General features: G+C 70.5%; 14 protein-coding genes. 12 read left to right on the forward strand and 2 right to left on the reverse strand.

Going from position 1 to position 16,094, the window contains the following annotated elements:
* Nucleotides 1-262: 262 nt before the first annotated feature.
* Nucleotides 263-958, forward strand: a complete 696-nt coding sequence (locus AB0H82_RS19410; RefSeq protein ID WP_362994270.1) for a demethylmenaquinone methyltransferase — start codon at nt 263-265, stop codon at nt 956-958.
* A gap of 194 nt (nt 959-1,152) precedes the next feature.
* A complete protein-coding gene (locus AB0H82_RS19415; RefSeq protein ID WP_362994272.1) occupies nt 1,153-3,567 on the forward strand; it encodes a zinc-ribbon domain-containing protein in 2,415 nt (804 codons plus the stop codon).
* 23 nt (nt 3,568-3,590) lie between these two features.
* On the opposite strand, the gene AB0H82_RS19420 is transcribed toward AB0H82_RS19415, so the two are convergent.
* On the reverse strand, nt 3,591-4,142 hold the full coding sequence (locus tag AB0H82_RS19420; RefSeq protein ID WP_362994274.1) for a GNAT family N-acetyltransferase: 552 nt from the start codon (nt 4,140-4,142) through the stop codon (nt 3,591-3,593).
* Between the two features lie 97 nt (nt 4,143-4,239).
* On the opposite strand from AB0H82_RS19420, the gene AB0H82_RS19425 reads away from it, so the two are divergent.
* Genes AB0H82_RS19425 through AB0H82_RS19435 form a run of 3 tightly spaced genes read left to right on the forward strand, consistent with a single transcriptional unit; the run spans nt 4,240 to nt 6,629 of the window.
* Entirely contained in the window at nt 4,240-5,526 is a 1,287-nt protein-coding gene (locus AB0H82_RS19425; RefSeq protein WP_362994276.1) for a geranylgeranyl reductase family protein, read from the forward strand.
* Nucleotides 5,523-6,251: an IclR family transcriptional regulator C-terminal domain-containing protein gene (locus AB0H82_RS19430; RefSeq protein WP_362994277.1), complete on the forward strand. Its 729-nt coding sequence runs from the start codon at nt 5,523-5,525 to the stop codon at nt 6,249-6,251. Before AB0H82_RS19425 ends, AB0H82_RS19430 begins: the two co-directional genes overlap by 4 nt.
* A gap of 48 nt (nt 6,252-6,299) precedes the next feature.
* Nucleotides 6,300-6,629, forward strand: coding sequence for an antibiotic biosynthesis monooxygenase (locus AB0H82_RS19435; RefSeq protein ID WP_362994279.1), 330 nt, complete (start codon nt 6,300-6,302; stop codon nt 6,627-6,629).
* A gap of 77 nt (nt 6,630-6,706) precedes the next feature.
* On the opposite strand, the gene AB0H82_RS19440 is transcribed toward AB0H82_RS19435, so the two are convergent.
* The gene (locus AB0H82_RS19440; protein ID WP_362994280.1) at nt 6,707-7,540 is read right to left on the reverse strand and encodes a C40 family peptidase; all 834 of its coding nucleotides are present in this window, start codon (nt 7,538-7,540) and stop codon (nt 6,707-6,709) included.
* Nucleotides 7,541-8,298: 758 nt separating this feature from the next.
* Here AB0H82_RS19440 and AB0H82_RS19445 point away from each other — a divergent pair.
* The 7 genes from AB0H82_RS19445 to AB0H82_RS19475 are packed head-to-tail and all read left to right on the forward strand — an operon-like array spanning nt 8,299 to nt 16,057.
* Complete coding sequence (locus tag AB0H82_RS19445) at nt 8,299-8,658, forward strand: NADH-quinone oxidoreductase subunit A (protein ID WP_003992243.1); 360 nt, start codon at nt 8,299-8,301, stop codon at nt 8,656-8,658.
* Between the two features lie 21 nt (nt 8,659-8,679).
* Nucleotides 8,680-9,234: an NADH-quinone oxidoreductase subunit B family protein gene (locus AB0H82_RS19450; protein WP_362994283.1), complete on the forward strand. Its 555-nt coding sequence runs from the start codon at nt 8,680-8,682 to the stop codon at nt 9,232-9,234.
* On the forward strand, nt 9,231-9,962 hold the full coding sequence (locus tag AB0H82_RS19455; RefSeq protein ID WP_362994285.1) for an NADH-quinone oxidoreductase subunit C: 732 nt from the start codon (nt 9,231-9,233) through the stop codon (nt 9,960-9,962). The genes AB0H82_RS19450 and AB0H82_RS19455 overlap by 4 nt, the downstream gene beginning before the upstream one ends.
* On the forward strand, nt 9,962-11,338 hold the full coding sequence (locus AB0H82_RS19460) for an NADH-quinone oxidoreductase subunit D (protein ID WP_362994287.1): 1,377 nt from the start codon (nt 9,962-9,964) through the stop codon (nt 11,336-11,338). Before AB0H82_RS19455 ends, AB0H82_RS19460 begins: the two co-directional genes overlap by 1 nt.
* Nucleotides 11,335-12,186, forward strand: a complete 852-nt coding sequence (nuoE, locus tag AB0H82_RS19465) for an NADH-quinone oxidoreductase subunit NuoE (protein ID WP_362994289.1) — start codon at nt 11,335-11,337, stop codon at nt 12,184-12,186. Before AB0H82_RS19460 ends, nuoE begins: the two co-directional genes overlap by 4 nt.
* Nucleotides 12,186-13,547 carry an NADH-quinone oxidoreductase subunit NuoF gene (gene nuoF / locus AB0H82_RS19470; RefSeq protein ID WP_362994291.1) on the forward strand — a complete coding sequence of 454 codons (1,362 nt, stop codon included), beginning with the start codon at nt 12,186-12,188 and terminating at the stop codon, nt 13,545-13,547. The genes nuoE and nuoF overlap by 1 nt, the downstream gene beginning before the upstream one ends.
* Nucleotides 13,544-16,057, forward strand: a complete 2,514-nt coding sequence (locus AB0H82_RS19475; protein WP_362994293.1) for an NADH-quinone oxidoreductase subunit G — start codon at nt 13,544-13,546, stop codon at nt 16,055-16,057. Before nuoF ends, AB0H82_RS19475 begins: the two co-directional genes overlap by 4 nt.
* Nucleotides 16,058-16,094: the final 37 nt, after the last annotated feature.

The following is a 16,094-nucleotide window of genomic DNA, read 5'->3' on the forward strand; positions in this document are numbered from 1 at the left end:
GCGGTGCTGCGGGAGGAGCGGATCACCGCCACCATGTTCGTACCGCCGATGCTGTACGCGCTTCTCGACCATCCGGAGTGTGGGCGCGGCGCCCCGTTAGGGGCGCGGGGAACTGCGCGACCAGCCACGACGAGACCCGCACCCGCAAAGAGAGCACCCCCGGCACACGCGAAGGCGAAACAGCCCGCCGCAGGCGATACAGCCCGCCGCAGGCGAAAGAGGGCGCCGCCAAGAGAGAAGACCGGCCTGACACAATGGCCGGGTGACCCGAGCCTCCTTGGACAAGCAGCCGCACGAAGTCGCCACGATGTTCGACGACGTGGCCGAACGCTACGACGTCACCAACGACGTGCTCTCCCTCGGCCAGGCCCGCCTCTGGCGCAAGGAGGTCGCCAAGGCGGTCGACGCGCGCCCGGCGCAGAAGGTCCTCGACCTCGCGGCCGGCACCGCCACCTCCTCGCAGCCCTTCGCTCGGGCCGGCGCGTACGTCGTGCCCTGCGACTTCTCCCTCGGCATGCTGCGCGTCGGCAAGCAGCGTCACCCCTGGATGCCGTTCACGGCGGGCGACGGCACGAAGCTGCCGTTCAAGGACGACACCTTCGACGCCGTCACCATCTCCTTCGGGCTGCGCAACATCCAGGACACGGGCGCCGCGCTCCGCGAGCTGTACCGCGTGACGAAGCCCGGCGGCCGGGTCGTGATCTGCGAGTTCTCCCACGCGACGTGGAAGCCGTTCCGCACGGTGTACGAGGAGTACCTGATGCGCGCGCTGCCCCCGGTCGCCCGCGCGGTGTCCTCGAACCCGGACGCGTACGTCTACCTCGCCGAGTCGATCCGCTCCTGGCCCGACCAGCCCGCGCTCGCCGCGCTGCTGAAGGACGCGGGCTGGTCGAAGGTGGCCTGGCGGAACCTGACGGGCGGCGTCGTGGCGCTGCACCGCGGCTTCAAGCAGAGCTGACCCGGAGCGGCCGCTCCGGCACAGCTGGCCAAGCCCGTTTCGTAACGCTCCAGTTGAGACTCGGATTCCACCGGCCCAAGGGAACCGGCCACCGGGCAAGATGTGTCCGTTGATACGACCCTGCCGTTTATTTATGCGGCGCTTATGGGCCGGTCCGCATTCCTTGCTGAACTCCTGAGTCACGGAGCGTCCTGATGGCGTCGTACTGCCCACACTGCGGGGCGCCCAGCCCCGAAGAGGCCCGCTTCTGTATGAAGTGCGGGCGCGAACGCCTCTCCGAGCCGAAGCAGCCCGCCACACCACCCGCCACACCGCCCCCCGCAGAATCCGCCACACCACCTCCCGCCCCGCCCGCCGCACCACCACCCCCCACCCACACCCCGGGCGCCGCCCTCGCGCCCTCACCCGTGGGCGCCTTCTTCGGGCGTACGTTCCGCGGGGACTGGGCCGGCTCCGTGCAGGCCGCCCTGTGGCCGCTCGCGCTGCTGCTGATCGGGGCCGTCTCGCTGGCACTCCCCGCGTACGGCCAGGACGACGAGGTCGTCTTCGACTTCACCGACCGGCTGCGGGTCGCCCTCGCGATGCTGCTCCAATCCATCGGCGGCGGCTTCGAGTTCACGGGCCGTGAGGAGCGGCCGGGCTTCGGCGGCTCCAGCGGCTCCGACGGCCTGGGGATGGGGTCGGACGCCTCGGAGACCGCGGTCGAGGGCACCGCGTCCCTGCACCTCGTCCCGCTCACCATGACCGCGCTGTGGATCGTGGCCCTCGTCATCGGCGTACGCGTCCTGCGCAACCGCCTCGTGTCCCGTGGCGCCGGCCAGGGCGGCGGCACCGCCGGCCTCGAAGCGGCCGTCCGCGTCGCGCTGTCGGTCACCGTGGGCGTGCTGGCGCTCGCGCTCTTCGCGCAGCCCGAGATCGAGGGAGTCGAGCTGTCGTCGTCCCCGGCGCTCGCCGCGCTGGGTGCGCTGGTGCTCGGACTCGCCGTCTCCTGCGCGGTGTTGCACCGCGTGGACGCGACGACGGAGGCCGGCGGAGGGCTCACCGCCGGGCAGGCCCAGCCGTCGGCCTGGGCGCGGATGACCGCGCGCCCCGGCGCGCAGTCCGTCGTCCGGGCCACCGGCACCGCGCTGCGCGCCCTCGTCGTCGTGCTCGTGCTCTGTTCGCTCGTCGCCTTCGTCAGCATCGCCCAGATCGACGACCTGGCCGACCTCACCGACCTCGACGACACCGACATCTCGCCGCTCCTGATCGCGCTGCTCATCCTGCCGAACCTCGCGGTCACGGCGCTCGGCATCGGCTGGGGCGCGGGCGCAGAGGCCTCGGTGCGCGGCAGCAGCTCGATGTACGGGGGCGGGAGTGAGAGCGAGTCCTTCGGCCTCGCCGAACTGGGCGACGTCACCAACGACTGGGCGATCGTCGGCGCGCTGGCGCTCGGCCTGGTCTGCGCGCTGACGCTCGGCGTGCTCGCCGCGCGGCGCTGCGTGGGCCGCGGCGAGCAACTCCTCGCCGCCGCCGTCTTCTTCGGGTTCGTCCTGCTGCTCGCCGGGTTCAGCGGCCTCGGCGTCGAGCTGTCCGGGCAGGCCTTCGAGGGAGGGTCCGGGTTCGGCGGCGGCAGCAGTAGCAGCAGCGGCAGCGGGGGCGTGGAGCTCGGGCTGAGCGTCCCGGAGATGCTCCTGTTCGGGCTGCTGTGGATCTTCCCGGCAGCGCTGCTCGGCCCGTATCTGCTGCGGATGGCGGGCCACGGCGGCCTGCCCACCCCGCCCGCGTACGCACCGCTCGCCACGCCACAGGCGCCGGCGGCGCCGACCGGGGCTCTCACGGAAACCCCCACCCAGACCGCCGCCCCGGCGTACGCCCCCCACCCCGTCCACATCGGGCAGCAGCCCTCCGCGGCCAAGCCGCGCGGCGGGGCCGGGGTCTGGGTGGCCACGCTCGTCGGGGCCCTCGTCGTCGGGGGCGGGGTGACCGCCGGTGTCCTGATCTGGCAGGACACCGGCGACGACAAGACGGACGGGAAGGGCAAGGACGGCAGGCCCTCGGTCAGCCGGTCGGAGGGCCCGAGCGGGAGCCCGAGCGCCACCCCGAGCCCGTTCGCGTCACCGAGTCAGGAAAGCACGGGGAGCACGGGCTCTCCGGAGAGCCCGGAGAGCCCGGGGACCGACCGCGTCACCGACCCCGAGGGCTTCTCCTTCGCGGTGCCCGAGGGCTGGACCCGGCAGTCCGTCAACCCCGAGCGCCCCGGACAGATCACCTATGCGGGGTTGACCGGACGTGAGGAGTTCCTCGTCGGCGTCGTCACGGATGCCCCTTACACCTCGTACGAGAACTTCAGGAACATCGAGCAGCACACCAAGTCGGCTCCCGACAAGTCGGACTACGAGCGCGTCCGGCTGGAGAAGAACACCTTCCAGGGGCATGACGGCGCGATCTGGGAGTACACGTACACCGACGAGGGGGGCCGCACGATCCACGCCCTCAACCAGAGCTACGTCGCGGAGAACGGCACGGAGTACGCGATCCAGCTCTCGTGGCGCGAGGACTTCTGGCCCGCGGGAGAGGGCGCGAAGACGCACGCGACCGCCCTGGACACCTGGCGGCTCACGGACTGACGTGGAGCCTTGCTACAGGCTCACTACAGGGTGAGCCGGTAGCACCGGGACGTACGACGCGACGCCTCGACGCCCGGGACCAGCGGGGGAGTGGTGAATGTCTCGGCGAGCTCCATGCCGAGCCGCCGGGTCACCGCTATGGAACGTTCGTTCCCCTCGACGACCATCGCCACCACGCTCGGTACGCCCGCCGCGCGCAGCCGTTCGACCGTCGCCAGGGCGGCCGCGGTGGCGTACCCCTTGCCCCAGGCGGCGCGGCCGAGCCGCCAGCCGATCTCGATCTCGCCGACCGGGCCCCAGTCCCGTGGCCAGGGCTGGGCGCCCGTGAAGCCGATCGGCTCGCCGTCCGCGTCGAGCAACGTCCACAGGCAGTAGCCCAGTTCGGCGTCGTGTCTGCGCTGCCGGGCGGTCAGCTCCTCGTACATGGAGGGCTCCGCCGACGTACCGCCGAAGAACTCCATGACCTCGGGGTCGTCGAAGAGCCGGTGCCAGGCATGGGCGTCCTCGTGGGTGGGGACGCGCAGCTGCACGGCGGGGAGGTGCAGCGCGGGCAGGGTATCGGTCTGCTCGGTCACGTGTGGCCCTTCGGCTGGCTGATCAGTACCGCCTCATAGACTGCCCATATCCCGTGCCGGTCGGCACACAGATTTCGAGCCTTGGGGAGAACCCGCCGTGACCGAGCCCCTCTCCGAACACTCCGCGGACGTGATCGTCGTCGGAGCCGGCCCCGCCGGTTCGACGACGGCGTACTACCTGGCAAAGGCCGGACTCGACGTACTCCTTCTGGAGAAGACCGCGTTTCCGCGGGAGAAGGTCTGCGGTGACGGGCTCACGCCCCGCGCCACCAAGCAGCTGGTGTCCATGGGAATCGACATCTCCGAAGAGGCGGGCTGGCTGCGGAACAAGGGCCTGCGCATCATCGGCGGCGGCGTGCGGCTCCAGCTGGACTGGCCGGAACTCGCCTCTTACCCCGACTACGGCCTCGTCCGGAAGCGTGACGACTTCGACGAGCAGCTCGCCCGCCAGGCACAGAAGGCGGGCGCACGCCTGTACGAGCGCTGCAACGTGGGCGAGCCGATCATCGACGACCGCACCGGCCACGTCACCGGCGTGCACGCCAGGATGGGCGAGGAGAAGACCCCGGTCACCTTCCACGCCCCCCTCGTCGTCGCCGCCGACGGCAACTCCTCGCGGATCTCGCTGGCCATGGGGCTGCACCGCCGAGAGGACCGCCCGATGGGCGTCGCGGTCCGCACGTACTTCACCTCGCCCCGCCACGACGACGACTACCTGGAGTCCTGGCTGGAGCTGTGGGACCGCCGCGGCCCCGGCGAGGACCGGCTCCTGCCCGGCTACGGCTGGGTCTTCGGCATGGGCGACGGCACGTCCAACGTCGGCCTCGGCATCCTCAACTCCTCCAAGTCGTTCCGCGAGCTCGACTGGCGCGAGGTCCTCAAGGCCTGGTGCGCCTCCATGCCGGAGGACTGGGGCTACACCCCGGAGAACATGACGACGCCGATCCGCGGCGCCGCCCTGCCGATGGCCTTCAACCGCCAGCCGCACTACACGAAGGGCCTGCTGCTCGTCGGCGACGCGGGCGGCCTGGTGAACCCCTTCAACGGCGAGGGCATCGCGTACGCCATGGAGTCCGGCCAGATCGCGGCGGACGTCATCGCACAGGCACACGCGCGTGCCACCCCCGCCCAGCGCGAACTGGCACTGCAGAACTACCCGAAGACGCTCAAGGAGGTCTACGGCGGCTACTACACGCTGGGCCGCGCCTTCGTGAAGCTCATCGGCAACCCGAAGGTCATGAAGATCGCGACCCAGCGCGGCCTGACCCACCCCGTCCTGATGCGGTTCACCCTGAAGATGCTGGCGAACCTGACGGACCCGATGGGCGGCGACGCCATGGACCGCATCATCAACGGTCTGAGCAAGGTGGCACCGAAGGCGTGAGCGTGCCCCATTCGGTGGACCGGGCGCTCGACCTCCTGGAGGCCGTCGCCCGGTCGGCACGTCCCGTTCCCGCCAAGTCCCTCGCCCGGGAGGCGGGCTGCGCCCTGTCGACCGTGTACCACCTGATGGGCCCGCTCGTCGCGCGCGGCCACGTCGACCGCACCCCGCAGGGCTATGTGCTCGGCCCGCGGGTCCCGGCCCTGTACCGCTCCTTCCGCCGCCACACGGGCCTGGACGAGGAGACGTACGGAATGCTGCACGCGGTACGCAGGCTGGCGGGCGCCCACGCGTATCTGAGCACCCGCAGGGGCGGCCGGATCGCGGTCGTCGACTCCACGGCGTCCGGGTGCGAAGGCGATCCGTTCGAGGTCGGCGTCGACCGGGGCGCGCACGCCACGGCGCACGGCAAGGTGCTGCTGGCCTCGCTCGACCGGACGGCCCGGCGCCGCTATCTCGACGAGCACGGCCTTCCGCGGCTCACCGAGCACACCATCACGAACCCGGACCGCTTCGAGGCCGAGCTGCGCCGGGTGCGCACGGCGGGCGTCGCGGTGTCGGTGGGGGAGACGGACCCGGCGTACACCTGCGTGGCCGTACCGCTCGCGGACGGCGCGCGGGCACTGTCGGTGTCGCTGCCGACCGAGCGGTTCCGGGGGCGGCGCGGCGAGTTGGCGCGGGTCCTGTCCCGGGCGGCGCGGCACGGGATTCCGGCAGCGTCGGAATAGCGGGCGGCCCGGCTTGCCGCGCGCGCCGGACGGACGGACGCTGGCCGCATGATTTTCATCGCCGTCAAGTTCACCGTCCGCCCCGAGCACAGCGACAGCTGGATCGAGCGGACCGCCGCATTCACCGCCGCCACGCGCGCGGAGCCGGGCAACCTCTTCTTCGAGTGGTCCCGCTCCGTCGAGGACCCGAACCAGTTCGTGCTCCTGGAGGCCTTCGCCGACGGGGACGCGGGCGCCGCGCACGTCGGCTCCGACCACTTCAAGGCCGGCCTGGAGACGATGGGCGAGCTCATCGCCACCGTGCCGCAGATCGTGAACACCGAGATCGACGGCTCCGGTTGGTCCGCGATGGCGGAGCTGACGCCCAAGAGCGCCTGAGGGACCCGCTCAGGGCATGCCGAGGGCCGGAACCCCACCAGGGGGTTCCGGCCCTCGTTCGCTGCTCTAAGAGGCCGTCAGAGGACGCGCACGGCGCCCGAGGCCGGGTAGCCCGACAGGTCCTGGATGACAACGCCCTTGCTGGGGTTGGCGGCGTCCAGGTACTGGCCGTTGCCGATGTACACACCGACGTGGTAGGCGGAGCCCTTGCCGCCCCAGTAGAGGATGTCGCCGACCTGCAGGTTCGAGGTGCCGACCTCGGTGCCCATCGTCGACTGGTCCTGCGAGACGCGCGGAAGGTCCACACCCGCCTGCTTGAACGCGGCCTGCACGAGGCTGGAGCAGTCCCAGGCGTTCGGACCCGAGGCACCCATCACGTACGCGTCACCGAGCTGCGCCTTGAGGAAGCCGATGACCGCGCCGACGCTGCCGCTGGCCGGGGCGACCGAGTCGGAGGCGGAGGCGGAGGCGTTGGAACCCGAACCGGAGGAGGACTGCGTCGAGAGCGTGGTGCGCTCGGCGGAGCGGGAGGCCCGCTCCTCGTCGGCCTTCTTCTTCGCGGCGGCCGCGGCCTTGCGCTCGGCCTCGGCCTTCTTCTCGGCCTTCGCCAGGTCTTCCCTGGCCTGCTTGGCGGCCTTGGCGGCGGCCGCGTCCTGCTCGGCGCGCGACTCGTAGGTGTCGGCGGCCTGCTGGGTGGCGTCCGCCGACTGGGCGATCTGCGCGGACAGATCGGTGGTGAGCGTGGGCATTTCGATGGTCTCGGACACCGGCTCGGCCGCGTTCGCCGTACCGGCCGCCGCGGCCACTGCCAGGGTGCTGAGAACGCCACCGGCAACTCCGGCGCGCAGGGCGACCTTGGTGGCGCTGCGACGGGGCTTCCGGTGGCTGGGTATGTGAGCGGTGTGGGACATGGGAACAACCGCTATCAGGGACTCACGGTTCCCTTCAAGAAACGTGTGCTGCGCCACAGTTGTGGATTCCGGCCCCGAATCCCGGGCGTGTCGCTCCTTATTGACGCCGTAACGGGCAATGCGGACAGCGGCGATCACGCCTGTGATCATGGGTTTTCTGCGATACGCCCGAATTGCCCGCGGTCTACCACCGGTTGAGTCCGTTGGCCAAGCCCGGTTTATTCACGGGAGGGGCCCCTGTGGCGCAGGTCACATGGTGAGCCCCTCGGGGATCTCCCTGAGATCTCGCCGATACCTCCCCGAGATCTTCCGGGGTTTTCCGGACCCGCGACCCCGAGGGCCGGGCGCTCGTGAATCGGTGCACGCGTCCACATCCGTCCGTACTTCTGCCGCCAAAGTGTGAACGCGGCTCCTTTATCAAGTGATCGCGTCCAGCGCCAATTTGCTTGCAGTGGACATCTCTTGATAGGGCGACACCCCTTCGACCAGGGGTGACGCGCTGAGATGTCACCTCTAGTGATCACTCAGGCGCTTCGCGTACGAAGATCACCGCTCATCCGACTTCATGATCCTTCGTCAGGTGGTGGAGATCACAAAGCCGTTGTCGCACCCCGTGTCGCAGATCACAGACCGGCAGGCATAGGATGCGGGGCAGTTGGGCTTGTGACCTGCTTCACATGTAAGCGATCTTCATGGGGATCAGGGGCCGGCCCGACGCAACCGCCAACAGTCAGTGCCGACTGAGAGGAGCGAGGAGCGTGAACGCCTATGCGCCCATCCTCGTGCTGGGAGCCCTCGGGGCAGGCTTTGCGATCTTCTCCGTGGTCATGGCCACGCTTATCGGTCCAAAGCGGTACAACCGCGCGAAGCTAGAGGCCTATGAGTGCGGCATCGAGCCGACGCCGACGCCGGCAGGCGGCGGGCGATTCCCCATCAAGTACTACCTGACGGCGATGCTCTTCATCGTCTTCGACATCGAGATCGTCTTCCTCTATCCCTGGGCCGTCACCTTCGACGCGCTGGGGATTTTCGGGCTCGTGGAGATGCTGCTCTTCGTGCTCACCGTCTTTGTCGCCTACGCGTACGTATGGCGTCGCGGCGGCCTGGAATGGGACTAAGGGTCTGAGGGGTCAAAGAGCATGGGACTCGAAGAGAAACTGCCGAGCGGATTTCTGCTGACCACCGTCGAGCAGGCCGCGGGCTGGATGCGGAAGTCCTCCGTCTTCCCCGCCACGTTCGGCCTCGCCTGCTGCGCCATCGAGATGATGACGACTGGCGCCGGGCGGTACGACATGGCGCGTTTCGGCATGGAGGTCTTCCGCGGCTCGCCGCGCCAGGCCGACCTGATGATCGTGGCGGGCCGGGTGAGCCAGAAGATGGCGCCGGTGCTGCGGCAGGTCTATGACCAGATGCCCAACCCCAAGTGGGTCATTTCCATGGGGGTTTGCGCGTCGTCGGGTGGAATGTTCAACAATTACGCGATTGTGCAAGGCGTGGACCACGTTGTCCCGGTCGACATCTATTTGCCGGGATGTCCGCCGCGCCCCGAAATGCTGCTGGACGCGATCCTCAAGCTCCACGAGAAGATCCAGAACACCAAGCTCGGCGTGAACGCGGAAGACGCGGCCCGTGAGGCGGAGGAGGCGGCCCTCAAGGCGCTCCCCACCATCGAGATGAAGGGGCTGCTGCGGTGAGCGACGCACCCGACCCGCACCACGAGCACCTGAGCGGCAGCGGAGTACCCGCGCCGCGCGACGAGGCCGGCGAGGTCATCGGCGTACGCAGGGGCATGTTCGGCGCCGCCGACGGCGGGGACACCTCCGGCTACGGCGGGCTGGTGCGGACCATCGCACTGCCCGGCGCCTCCGCGCGCCCCTACGGCGGCTGGTTCGACGAGGTGGCCGACGAACTGGAGGGCGCCCTGGAGGAACAGGGCCTCCTTCCGGAGAACGCGATCGAGAAGACCGTCGTCGACCGCGGCGAGATCACCTTCCACATCGCGCGCGAACACCTCGTCCGCGTCGCCCGGACCCTGCGCGACGACCCGGCCCTGCGCTTCGAGCTCTGCACCGGCGTGAGCGGGGTGCACTTCCCCGGCGACAAGGGCCGCGAGCTGCACGCCGTCTACCACCTGCGCTCGATCACCCACAACCGGCTGATCCGGCTCGAAGTCGCCGTGCCCGACGCCGATCCGCACCTGCCCACACTGGTCCCGGTCTATCCGACCAACGACTGGCACGAGCGCGAGGCGTACGACTTCTTCGGCCTCGTCTTCGACGGCCACCCGGCGCTCACGCGGATCATGATGCCGGACGACTGGCAGGGCTTCCCGCAGCGCAAGGACTACCCCCTCGGCGGCATCCCCGTCGAGTACAAGGGCGCCCAGATCCCGGCTCCGGACCAGCGGAGGTCGTACACCTGATGAGCACTTCACATGCCCACCCGTCTCCCGGCCACCGCCCCTCACCGAGTCCCTCCGGGACGCACCTCTCCGATGCCCGCGAAACGACCGAGGGGACTGTATATACAGTCACCGGCGGCGACTGGGACGAGGTCGTCCAGTCCGCGGCCAAGGCCGACGACGAGCGCATCATCGTCAACATGGGCCCGCAGCACCCGTCCACGCACGGCGTGCTCCGGCTCATCCTGGAGATCGAGGGCGAGACGGTCACCGAGGCCCGCTGCGGCATCGGCTATCTGCACACCGGCATCGAGAAGAACCTCGAATTCCGGACGTGGACCCAGGGCACGACGTTCGTCACGCGCATGGACTACCTGACGCCGTTCTTCAACGAGACGGCGTACTGCCTCGGCGTCGAGAAGCTCCTCGGCATCGAGGACCGGATCCCGGACCGCGCCTCGGTCATCCGCGTCCTCCTCATGGAGCTCAACCGCCTCTCCTCACACCTGGTGTGCATCGCCACCGGCGGCATGGAGCTCGGCGCGACGACGATCATGATCTACGGATTCCGCGATCGTGAACTCGTTCTCGACCTCTTCGAACTCATCACCGGCCTGCGGATGAACCACGCGTACATCCGGCCCGGCGGACTCGCCCAGGACCTGCCGCCCGGCACGGTGGACCAGCTCCGCGAGTTCGTGAAGAAGATGAAGAAGAACATTCCCGAATACGACAAGCTCGCCACCGGGAACCCCATCTTCAAGGCCCGCATGCAGGACGTCGGCTATCTCGACCTCGCGGGCTGCATGGCGCTCGGCGCCACGGGCCCGGTCCTGCGCTCGGCGGGCCTCCCGCACGACCTGCGCAAGACCCAGCCCTACTGCGGCTACGAGAACTACGAGTTCGACATCCCGACTGCCGACACCTGCGACTCCTACGGCCGCTTCCTGATCCGCCTCGAAGAGATGCGGCAGTCGCTGCGCATCATCGAGCAGTGCATCGACCGGCTCGCCCCCGGACCCGTCATGGTCGAGGACAAGAAGATCGCCTGGCCCGCCCAACTGGCCCTCGGCCCCGACGGCCTCGGCAACTCGCTCGACCACATCAAGAAGATCATGGGCACCTCCATGGAGTCCCTCATCCACCACTTCAAGCTGGTGACCGAGGGCTTCCGGGTGCCGGCCGGACAGACGTACACCGCGGTCGAGTCGCCCAAGGGCGAGCTCGGCGTGCACGTCGTCTCCGACGGGGGCACTCGCCCCTACCGGGTCCACTTCCGCGACCCGTCCTTCACCAACCTGCAAGCCATGGCCGCGATGTGCGAGGGCGGCCAGGTCGCCGACGTCATCGTCGCCGTCGCGTCCATCGACCCCGTGATGGGAGGCGTCGACCGGTGACCACCACTCCTTCCGAGAAGAGCGCGGGCGTCAGCCTGGGCATGCCCCAACTCCCCGCCCCCGACTACCCGGCCGACGTGCGCGCCCGCCTGGAGAGGGACGCCAAGGACGTCATCGCCCGCTACCCCGGGTCCCGGTCGGCGCTCCTCCCGCTGCTCCACCTGGTGCAGTCCGAGGAAGGCCACGTCACCCGCACGGGCATGCGGTTCTGCGCCGAGATGCTGGGCCTGACCACGGCCGAGGTCACGGCCGTCGCGACCTTCTACACCATGTACCGGCGCAAGCCCTCCGGTGACTACCAGGTCGGCGTCTGCACCAACACGCTGTGCGCCGTCATGGGCGGCGACGCGATCTTCGACGAGCTCAAGCAGCACCTCGGCGTCGGCAACGACGAGACGACCGAGGACGGCAAGATCACCCTTGAGCACATCGAGTGCAACGCCGCCTGCGACTTCGCCCCCGTGGTGATGGTCAACTGGGAGTTCTTCGACAACCAGACGCCCGAGTCCGCCAAGCGGCTCGTCGACGACCTGCGCGCGGGCGTCCCCGTCGAGCCCACCCGCGGGGCGCCCCTGTGCACGTACAAGGAGACCGCCCGGATCCTGGCCGGTTTCCCCGACGAGCGGCCCGGCGCCGTCGAGGCGACCGGCGGCGCGGGCCCCGCCTCACTGATCGGCCTGCGCCTGGCCAAGGGCGAGGTGCCGCAGCCGCGCGTGGTCCACCCGCGTGCGGGAGGCCCTCAGGACGAAGCGCCGGCCGAGCACCTCAGCTCGCACGACGCACCACAGCAGACCTCGGCATCCGACCCGGCCCACCCGGCAGGACCGACCGCCGAGGAGGGGGAGTGATGACCTTGGCAGCCGAGATCAACCACGAGACCAGCCCGGAGAAGCTGCTCGCCCCGGTCCTTTCGGCCTTCTGGGACGAGGACGAGTCCTGGACGCTGGAGACCTACCGGCGGCACGAAGGGTACGAAGGCCTGCGCAAGGCCCTCGCCATGGACCCGGACGACCTCATCGCCTACGTGAAGGACTCCGGCCTGCGCGGCAGGGGCGGCGCGGGATTCCCCACCGGAATGAAGTGGCAGTTCATTCCGCAGGGAGACGGCAAGCCGCACTATCTGGTGGTCAACGCCGACGAATCGGAGCCCGGGACCTGCAAGGACATCCCGCTCCTCTTCGCCAACCCGCACTCCCTCATCGAGGGAATCGTGATCGCCTGCTACGCGATCAGGTCGTCGCATGCCTTCATCTACCTGCGGGGTGAAGTCGTCCCCGTACTGCGGCGGTTGCACGAGGCCGTCCGCGAGGCCTACGCGGCGGGCTACCTCGGGAAGAACGTGCTGGGCAGCGGGCTCGATCTGGAACTCACCGTGCACGCGGGCGCGGGCGCGTACATCTGTGGTGAGGAGACCGCGCTGCTCGACTCGCTCGAAGGCCGCCGTGGTCAGCCGCGACTGCGTCCCCCCTTCCCTGCGGTCGCGGGCCTCTACGCATGCCCCACTGTGGTGAACAACGTCGAGTCCATCGCATCCGTTCCCGCGATCCTCCATCGCGGGAAAGACTGGTTCAAGTCGATGGGGAGTGAGAAGTCCCCGGGCTTCACGCTCTACTCGCTGAGCGGGCACGTCACCAACCCCGGCCAGTACGAGGCACCGCTCGGCATCACGCTGCGCCAGCTGCTCGACATGAGCGGCGGCATGCGGGCCGGACACCGGCTCAAGTTCTGGACGCCGGGCGGCTCATCGACCCCCATGTTCACCGACGAACACCTCGACGTCCCCCTCGACTACGAGGGAGTCGGCGCCGCCGGATCGATGCTCGGCACCAAGGCGCTCCAGTGCTTCGACGAGACGACGTGCGTCGTGCGGGCCGTCACCCGCTGGACCGAGTTCTACGCCCACGAGTCCTGCGGCAAGTGCACGCCCTGCCGCGAAGGGACGTACTGGCTGGTGCAGTTGCTCCGCGACATCGAGGCCGGCAAGGGCGTCATGGCCGACCTCGACAAGCTGAACGACATCGCCGACAACATCAACGGCAAGTCCTTCTGCGCCCTGGGCGACGGCGCGGCCTCGCCGATCTTCTCCTCACTGAAGTACTTCCGCGCGGAGTACGAGCAGCACATCACCGGCAAGGGCTGCCCCTTCGACCCGGCCAAGTCGACTCTCTGGGCCGACAGGCCCGCTGAAAGCGCGCAGGTGAACGCATGACAGTGACCACCAACAACGCTCCCTCCGGGGGCGGGGAGGCGGCGGTCCCGCCCGAGGATCTCGTCTCGCTGACCATCGACGGCATCGAGATCAGCGTCCCCAAGGGGACGCTGGTGATCCGCGCGGCCGAGCTGCTCGGCATCGAGATCCCGCGGTTCTGCGACCACCCGCTGCTCGACCCGGCGGGCGCCTGCCGCCAGTGCATCGTCGAGGTGGAGGGCCAGCGCAAGCCGATGGCGTCCTGCACCATCACGTGCACCGACGGCATGGTCGTGAAGTCGCAGCTGACCTCGCCCGTCGCGGAGAAGTCCCAGCGTGGCGTGATGGAGCTGCTGCTCATCAACCACCCGCTGGACTGCCCCGTCTGCGACAAGGGCGGCGAGTGCCCGCTGCAGAACCAGGCGATGCAGGTCGGCGACACCGACACCCGCTTCGAGGGCAAGAAGCGGACGTACGAGAAGCCGGTGCCGATCTCCACCCAGGTGCTGCTCGACCGTGAGCGGTGCGTGCTCTGCGCGCGCTGCACCCGGTTCAGCAACCAGATCGCCGGCGACCCGATGATCGAGCTCATCGAGCGGGGCGCCCTCCAGCAGGTCGGCACCGGTGAGGGCGACCCCTTCGAGTCGTACTTCTCCGGGAACACCATCCAGATCTGCCCGGTCGGCGCCCTGACCTCGGCGGCGTATCGCTTCCGCTCCCGGCCCTTCGACCTCGTGTCGTCGCCCTCGGTGTGCGAGCACTGTTCGGGCGGCTGCGCCACGCGCACGGACCACCGGCGCGGCAAGGTCATGCGCCGGCTGGCGGCGGACGACCCCGAGGTCAACGAAGAGTGGATGTGCGACAAGGGCCGCTTCGGCTTCCGGTACGCGCAGCGTCCGGACCGGCTGACCACCCCCCTGGTGCGCAACGCCTCGACGGGTGAGCTGGAGCCCGCGAGCTGGCCCGAGGCCCTGGAGACCGCGGCCCGCGGTCTCGCCGCCGCGCGCGGCCGCGCCGGGGTCCTCGTCGGCGGCCGCCTCACCGTGGAGGACGCCTACGCGTACAGCAAGTACGCGCGCGTGGCGCTCGACACGAACGACATCGACTTCCGCGCGCGCGTGCACAGCAGCGAGGAGGCCGACTTCCTCGCCGCCCGGGTGGCGGGCCGGGGCCGGGACCTCGACGGGAGCGGCGTCACGTACGCCCTCCTGGAGAAGGCGCCCGCCGTCCTGCTCGCCGGGTTCGAGTCCGAGGAGGAGGCGCCCGGCGTCTTCCTGCGGCTGCGCAAGGCCTGGCGCAAGCACGGCCAGCGCACGTTCTCCCTCGCGCCGTTCGTGACACGCGGCCTGGAGAAGGCGGGCGGCACGCTGCTGCCCGCCGCTCCCGGCACCGAGACCGAGTGGCTGGACGCCCTCGCCGCGGGGGTGGGCCTGGAGGCGCCCGGCACCGAGGCCTCCGAGGCGCTGCGCGCCGAGGGTGCCGTCATCGTCGTCGGTGAGCGGCTCGCGGCCGTGCCCGGCGGGCTCACCGCCGCCGTGCGGGCCGCCGCCGCGACCGGCGCCCGGCTGGCCTGGATCCCGCGCCGGGCCGGGGAGCGGGCCGCCATCGAGGCGGGCGCGCTGCCGTCGCTGCTGCCCGGCGGCCGTCCTGCCACCGATCCGCGCGCGCGGGACGAGGTCGCGGCCGCCTGGGGCGTCGCCGAACTCCCGCACCGCTACGGCCGCGACACCGGCCAGATCGTCGAGGCCGCCGCGACCGGCGAGCTCGGCGCCCTGCTGGTGGCGGGCGTCGAGGTCGCCGACCTGCCGGACCCGGCACGCGCGCGTGCGGCGCTCGACGAGGTGGGCTTCCTGGTCTCCCTGGAGCTGCGGCCCAGCGAGGTGACGGAGCGGGCCGACGTGGTGCTGCCCGTGGCCGCCGTCGCGGAGAAGCCGGGCACCTTCCTCAACTGGGAGGGCCGCGTCCGGATGTTCGACGCCGCGCTCAAGCCGGACCAGATGACGCGCAGGGTGGCGCCCACCGACGCGCGCGTGCTGCACATGCTCGCCGACGCCGGGGACATCCACCTCGGCCTGCCCGACCTGGTGACCCTGCGCCGCGAGCTGGACCGGCTCGGCGGCTGGGACGGGCCGCACGCCACCGCCCCCCTGGAGACCGGCGTCCAGCCGCCGCGGCCCGCCGCCGGCGAGGCCGTCCTCGCGGGGCACCGGCTGCTGCTCGACCAGGGCCGCCTCCAGGACGGCGACGAAGCACTCGCCGGGACGCGGCACGCCGCCCACGCGCGCGTGTCCGCCGCCACCGCGGCGGAGGCGGGCGTGAAGGACGGCGACCTCCTGTCCGTCACCGGACCGGCGGGGGCGACCGAACTCCCCCTCCAGGTCACGGAGATGCCCGACCGCGTGGTCTGGCTGCCGCTGAACTCGACCGGGGGAGGCGTCCTGTCGGACACCGGCGCCCGCCCCGGCGCCCTCGTCCGCATCGGCCCGGCGGTTCTGCCGGAGCCCACTGAGGCCCCGGAGGTGACGTCGTGACGCACACCCTGGTGCCGCTTGCGGCGGAGGACCTGTC

The sequence above is a fragment of the Streptomyces sp. NPDC050732 genome, from assembly GCF_040654255.1.
Lineage (GTDB): Bacteria > Actinomycetota > Actinomycetes > Streptomycetales > Streptomycetaceae > Streptomyces.

Excerpts from the sequence above, each read along its gene's own strand:
- AB0H82_RS19475 (WP_362994293.1), top strand. The coding sequence starts at position 13,544 with ATGACAGTGACCACCAACAACGCTCCCTCCGGGGGCGGGGAGGCGGCG.
- AB0H82_RS19450 (WP_362994283.1), top strand. The coding sequence starts at position 8,680 with ATGGGACTCGAAGAGAAACTGCCGAGCGGATTTCTGCTGACCACCGTC.
- AB0H82_RS19440 (WP_362994280.1), bottom strand. The coding sequence starts at position 7,540 with ATGTCCCACACCGCTCACATACCCAGCCACCGGAAGCCCCGTCGCAGC.
- AB0H82_RS19415 (WP_362994272.1), top strand. The coding sequence starts at position 1,153 with ATGGCGTCGTACTGCCCACACTGCGGGGCGCCCAGCCCCGAAGAGGCC.
- AB0H82_RS19435 (WP_362994279.1), top strand. The coding sequence starts at position 6,300 with ATGATTTTCATCGCCGTCAAGTTCACCGTCCGCCCCGAGCACAGCGAC.
- nuoF (WP_362994291.1), top strand. The coding sequence starts at position 12,186 with ATGACCTTGGCAGCCGAGATCAACCACGAGACCAGCCCGGAGAAGCTG.
- AB0H82_RS19460 (WP_362994287.1), top strand. The coding sequence starts at position 9,962 with ATGAGCACTTCACATGCCCACCCGTCTCCCGGCCACCGCCCCTCACCG.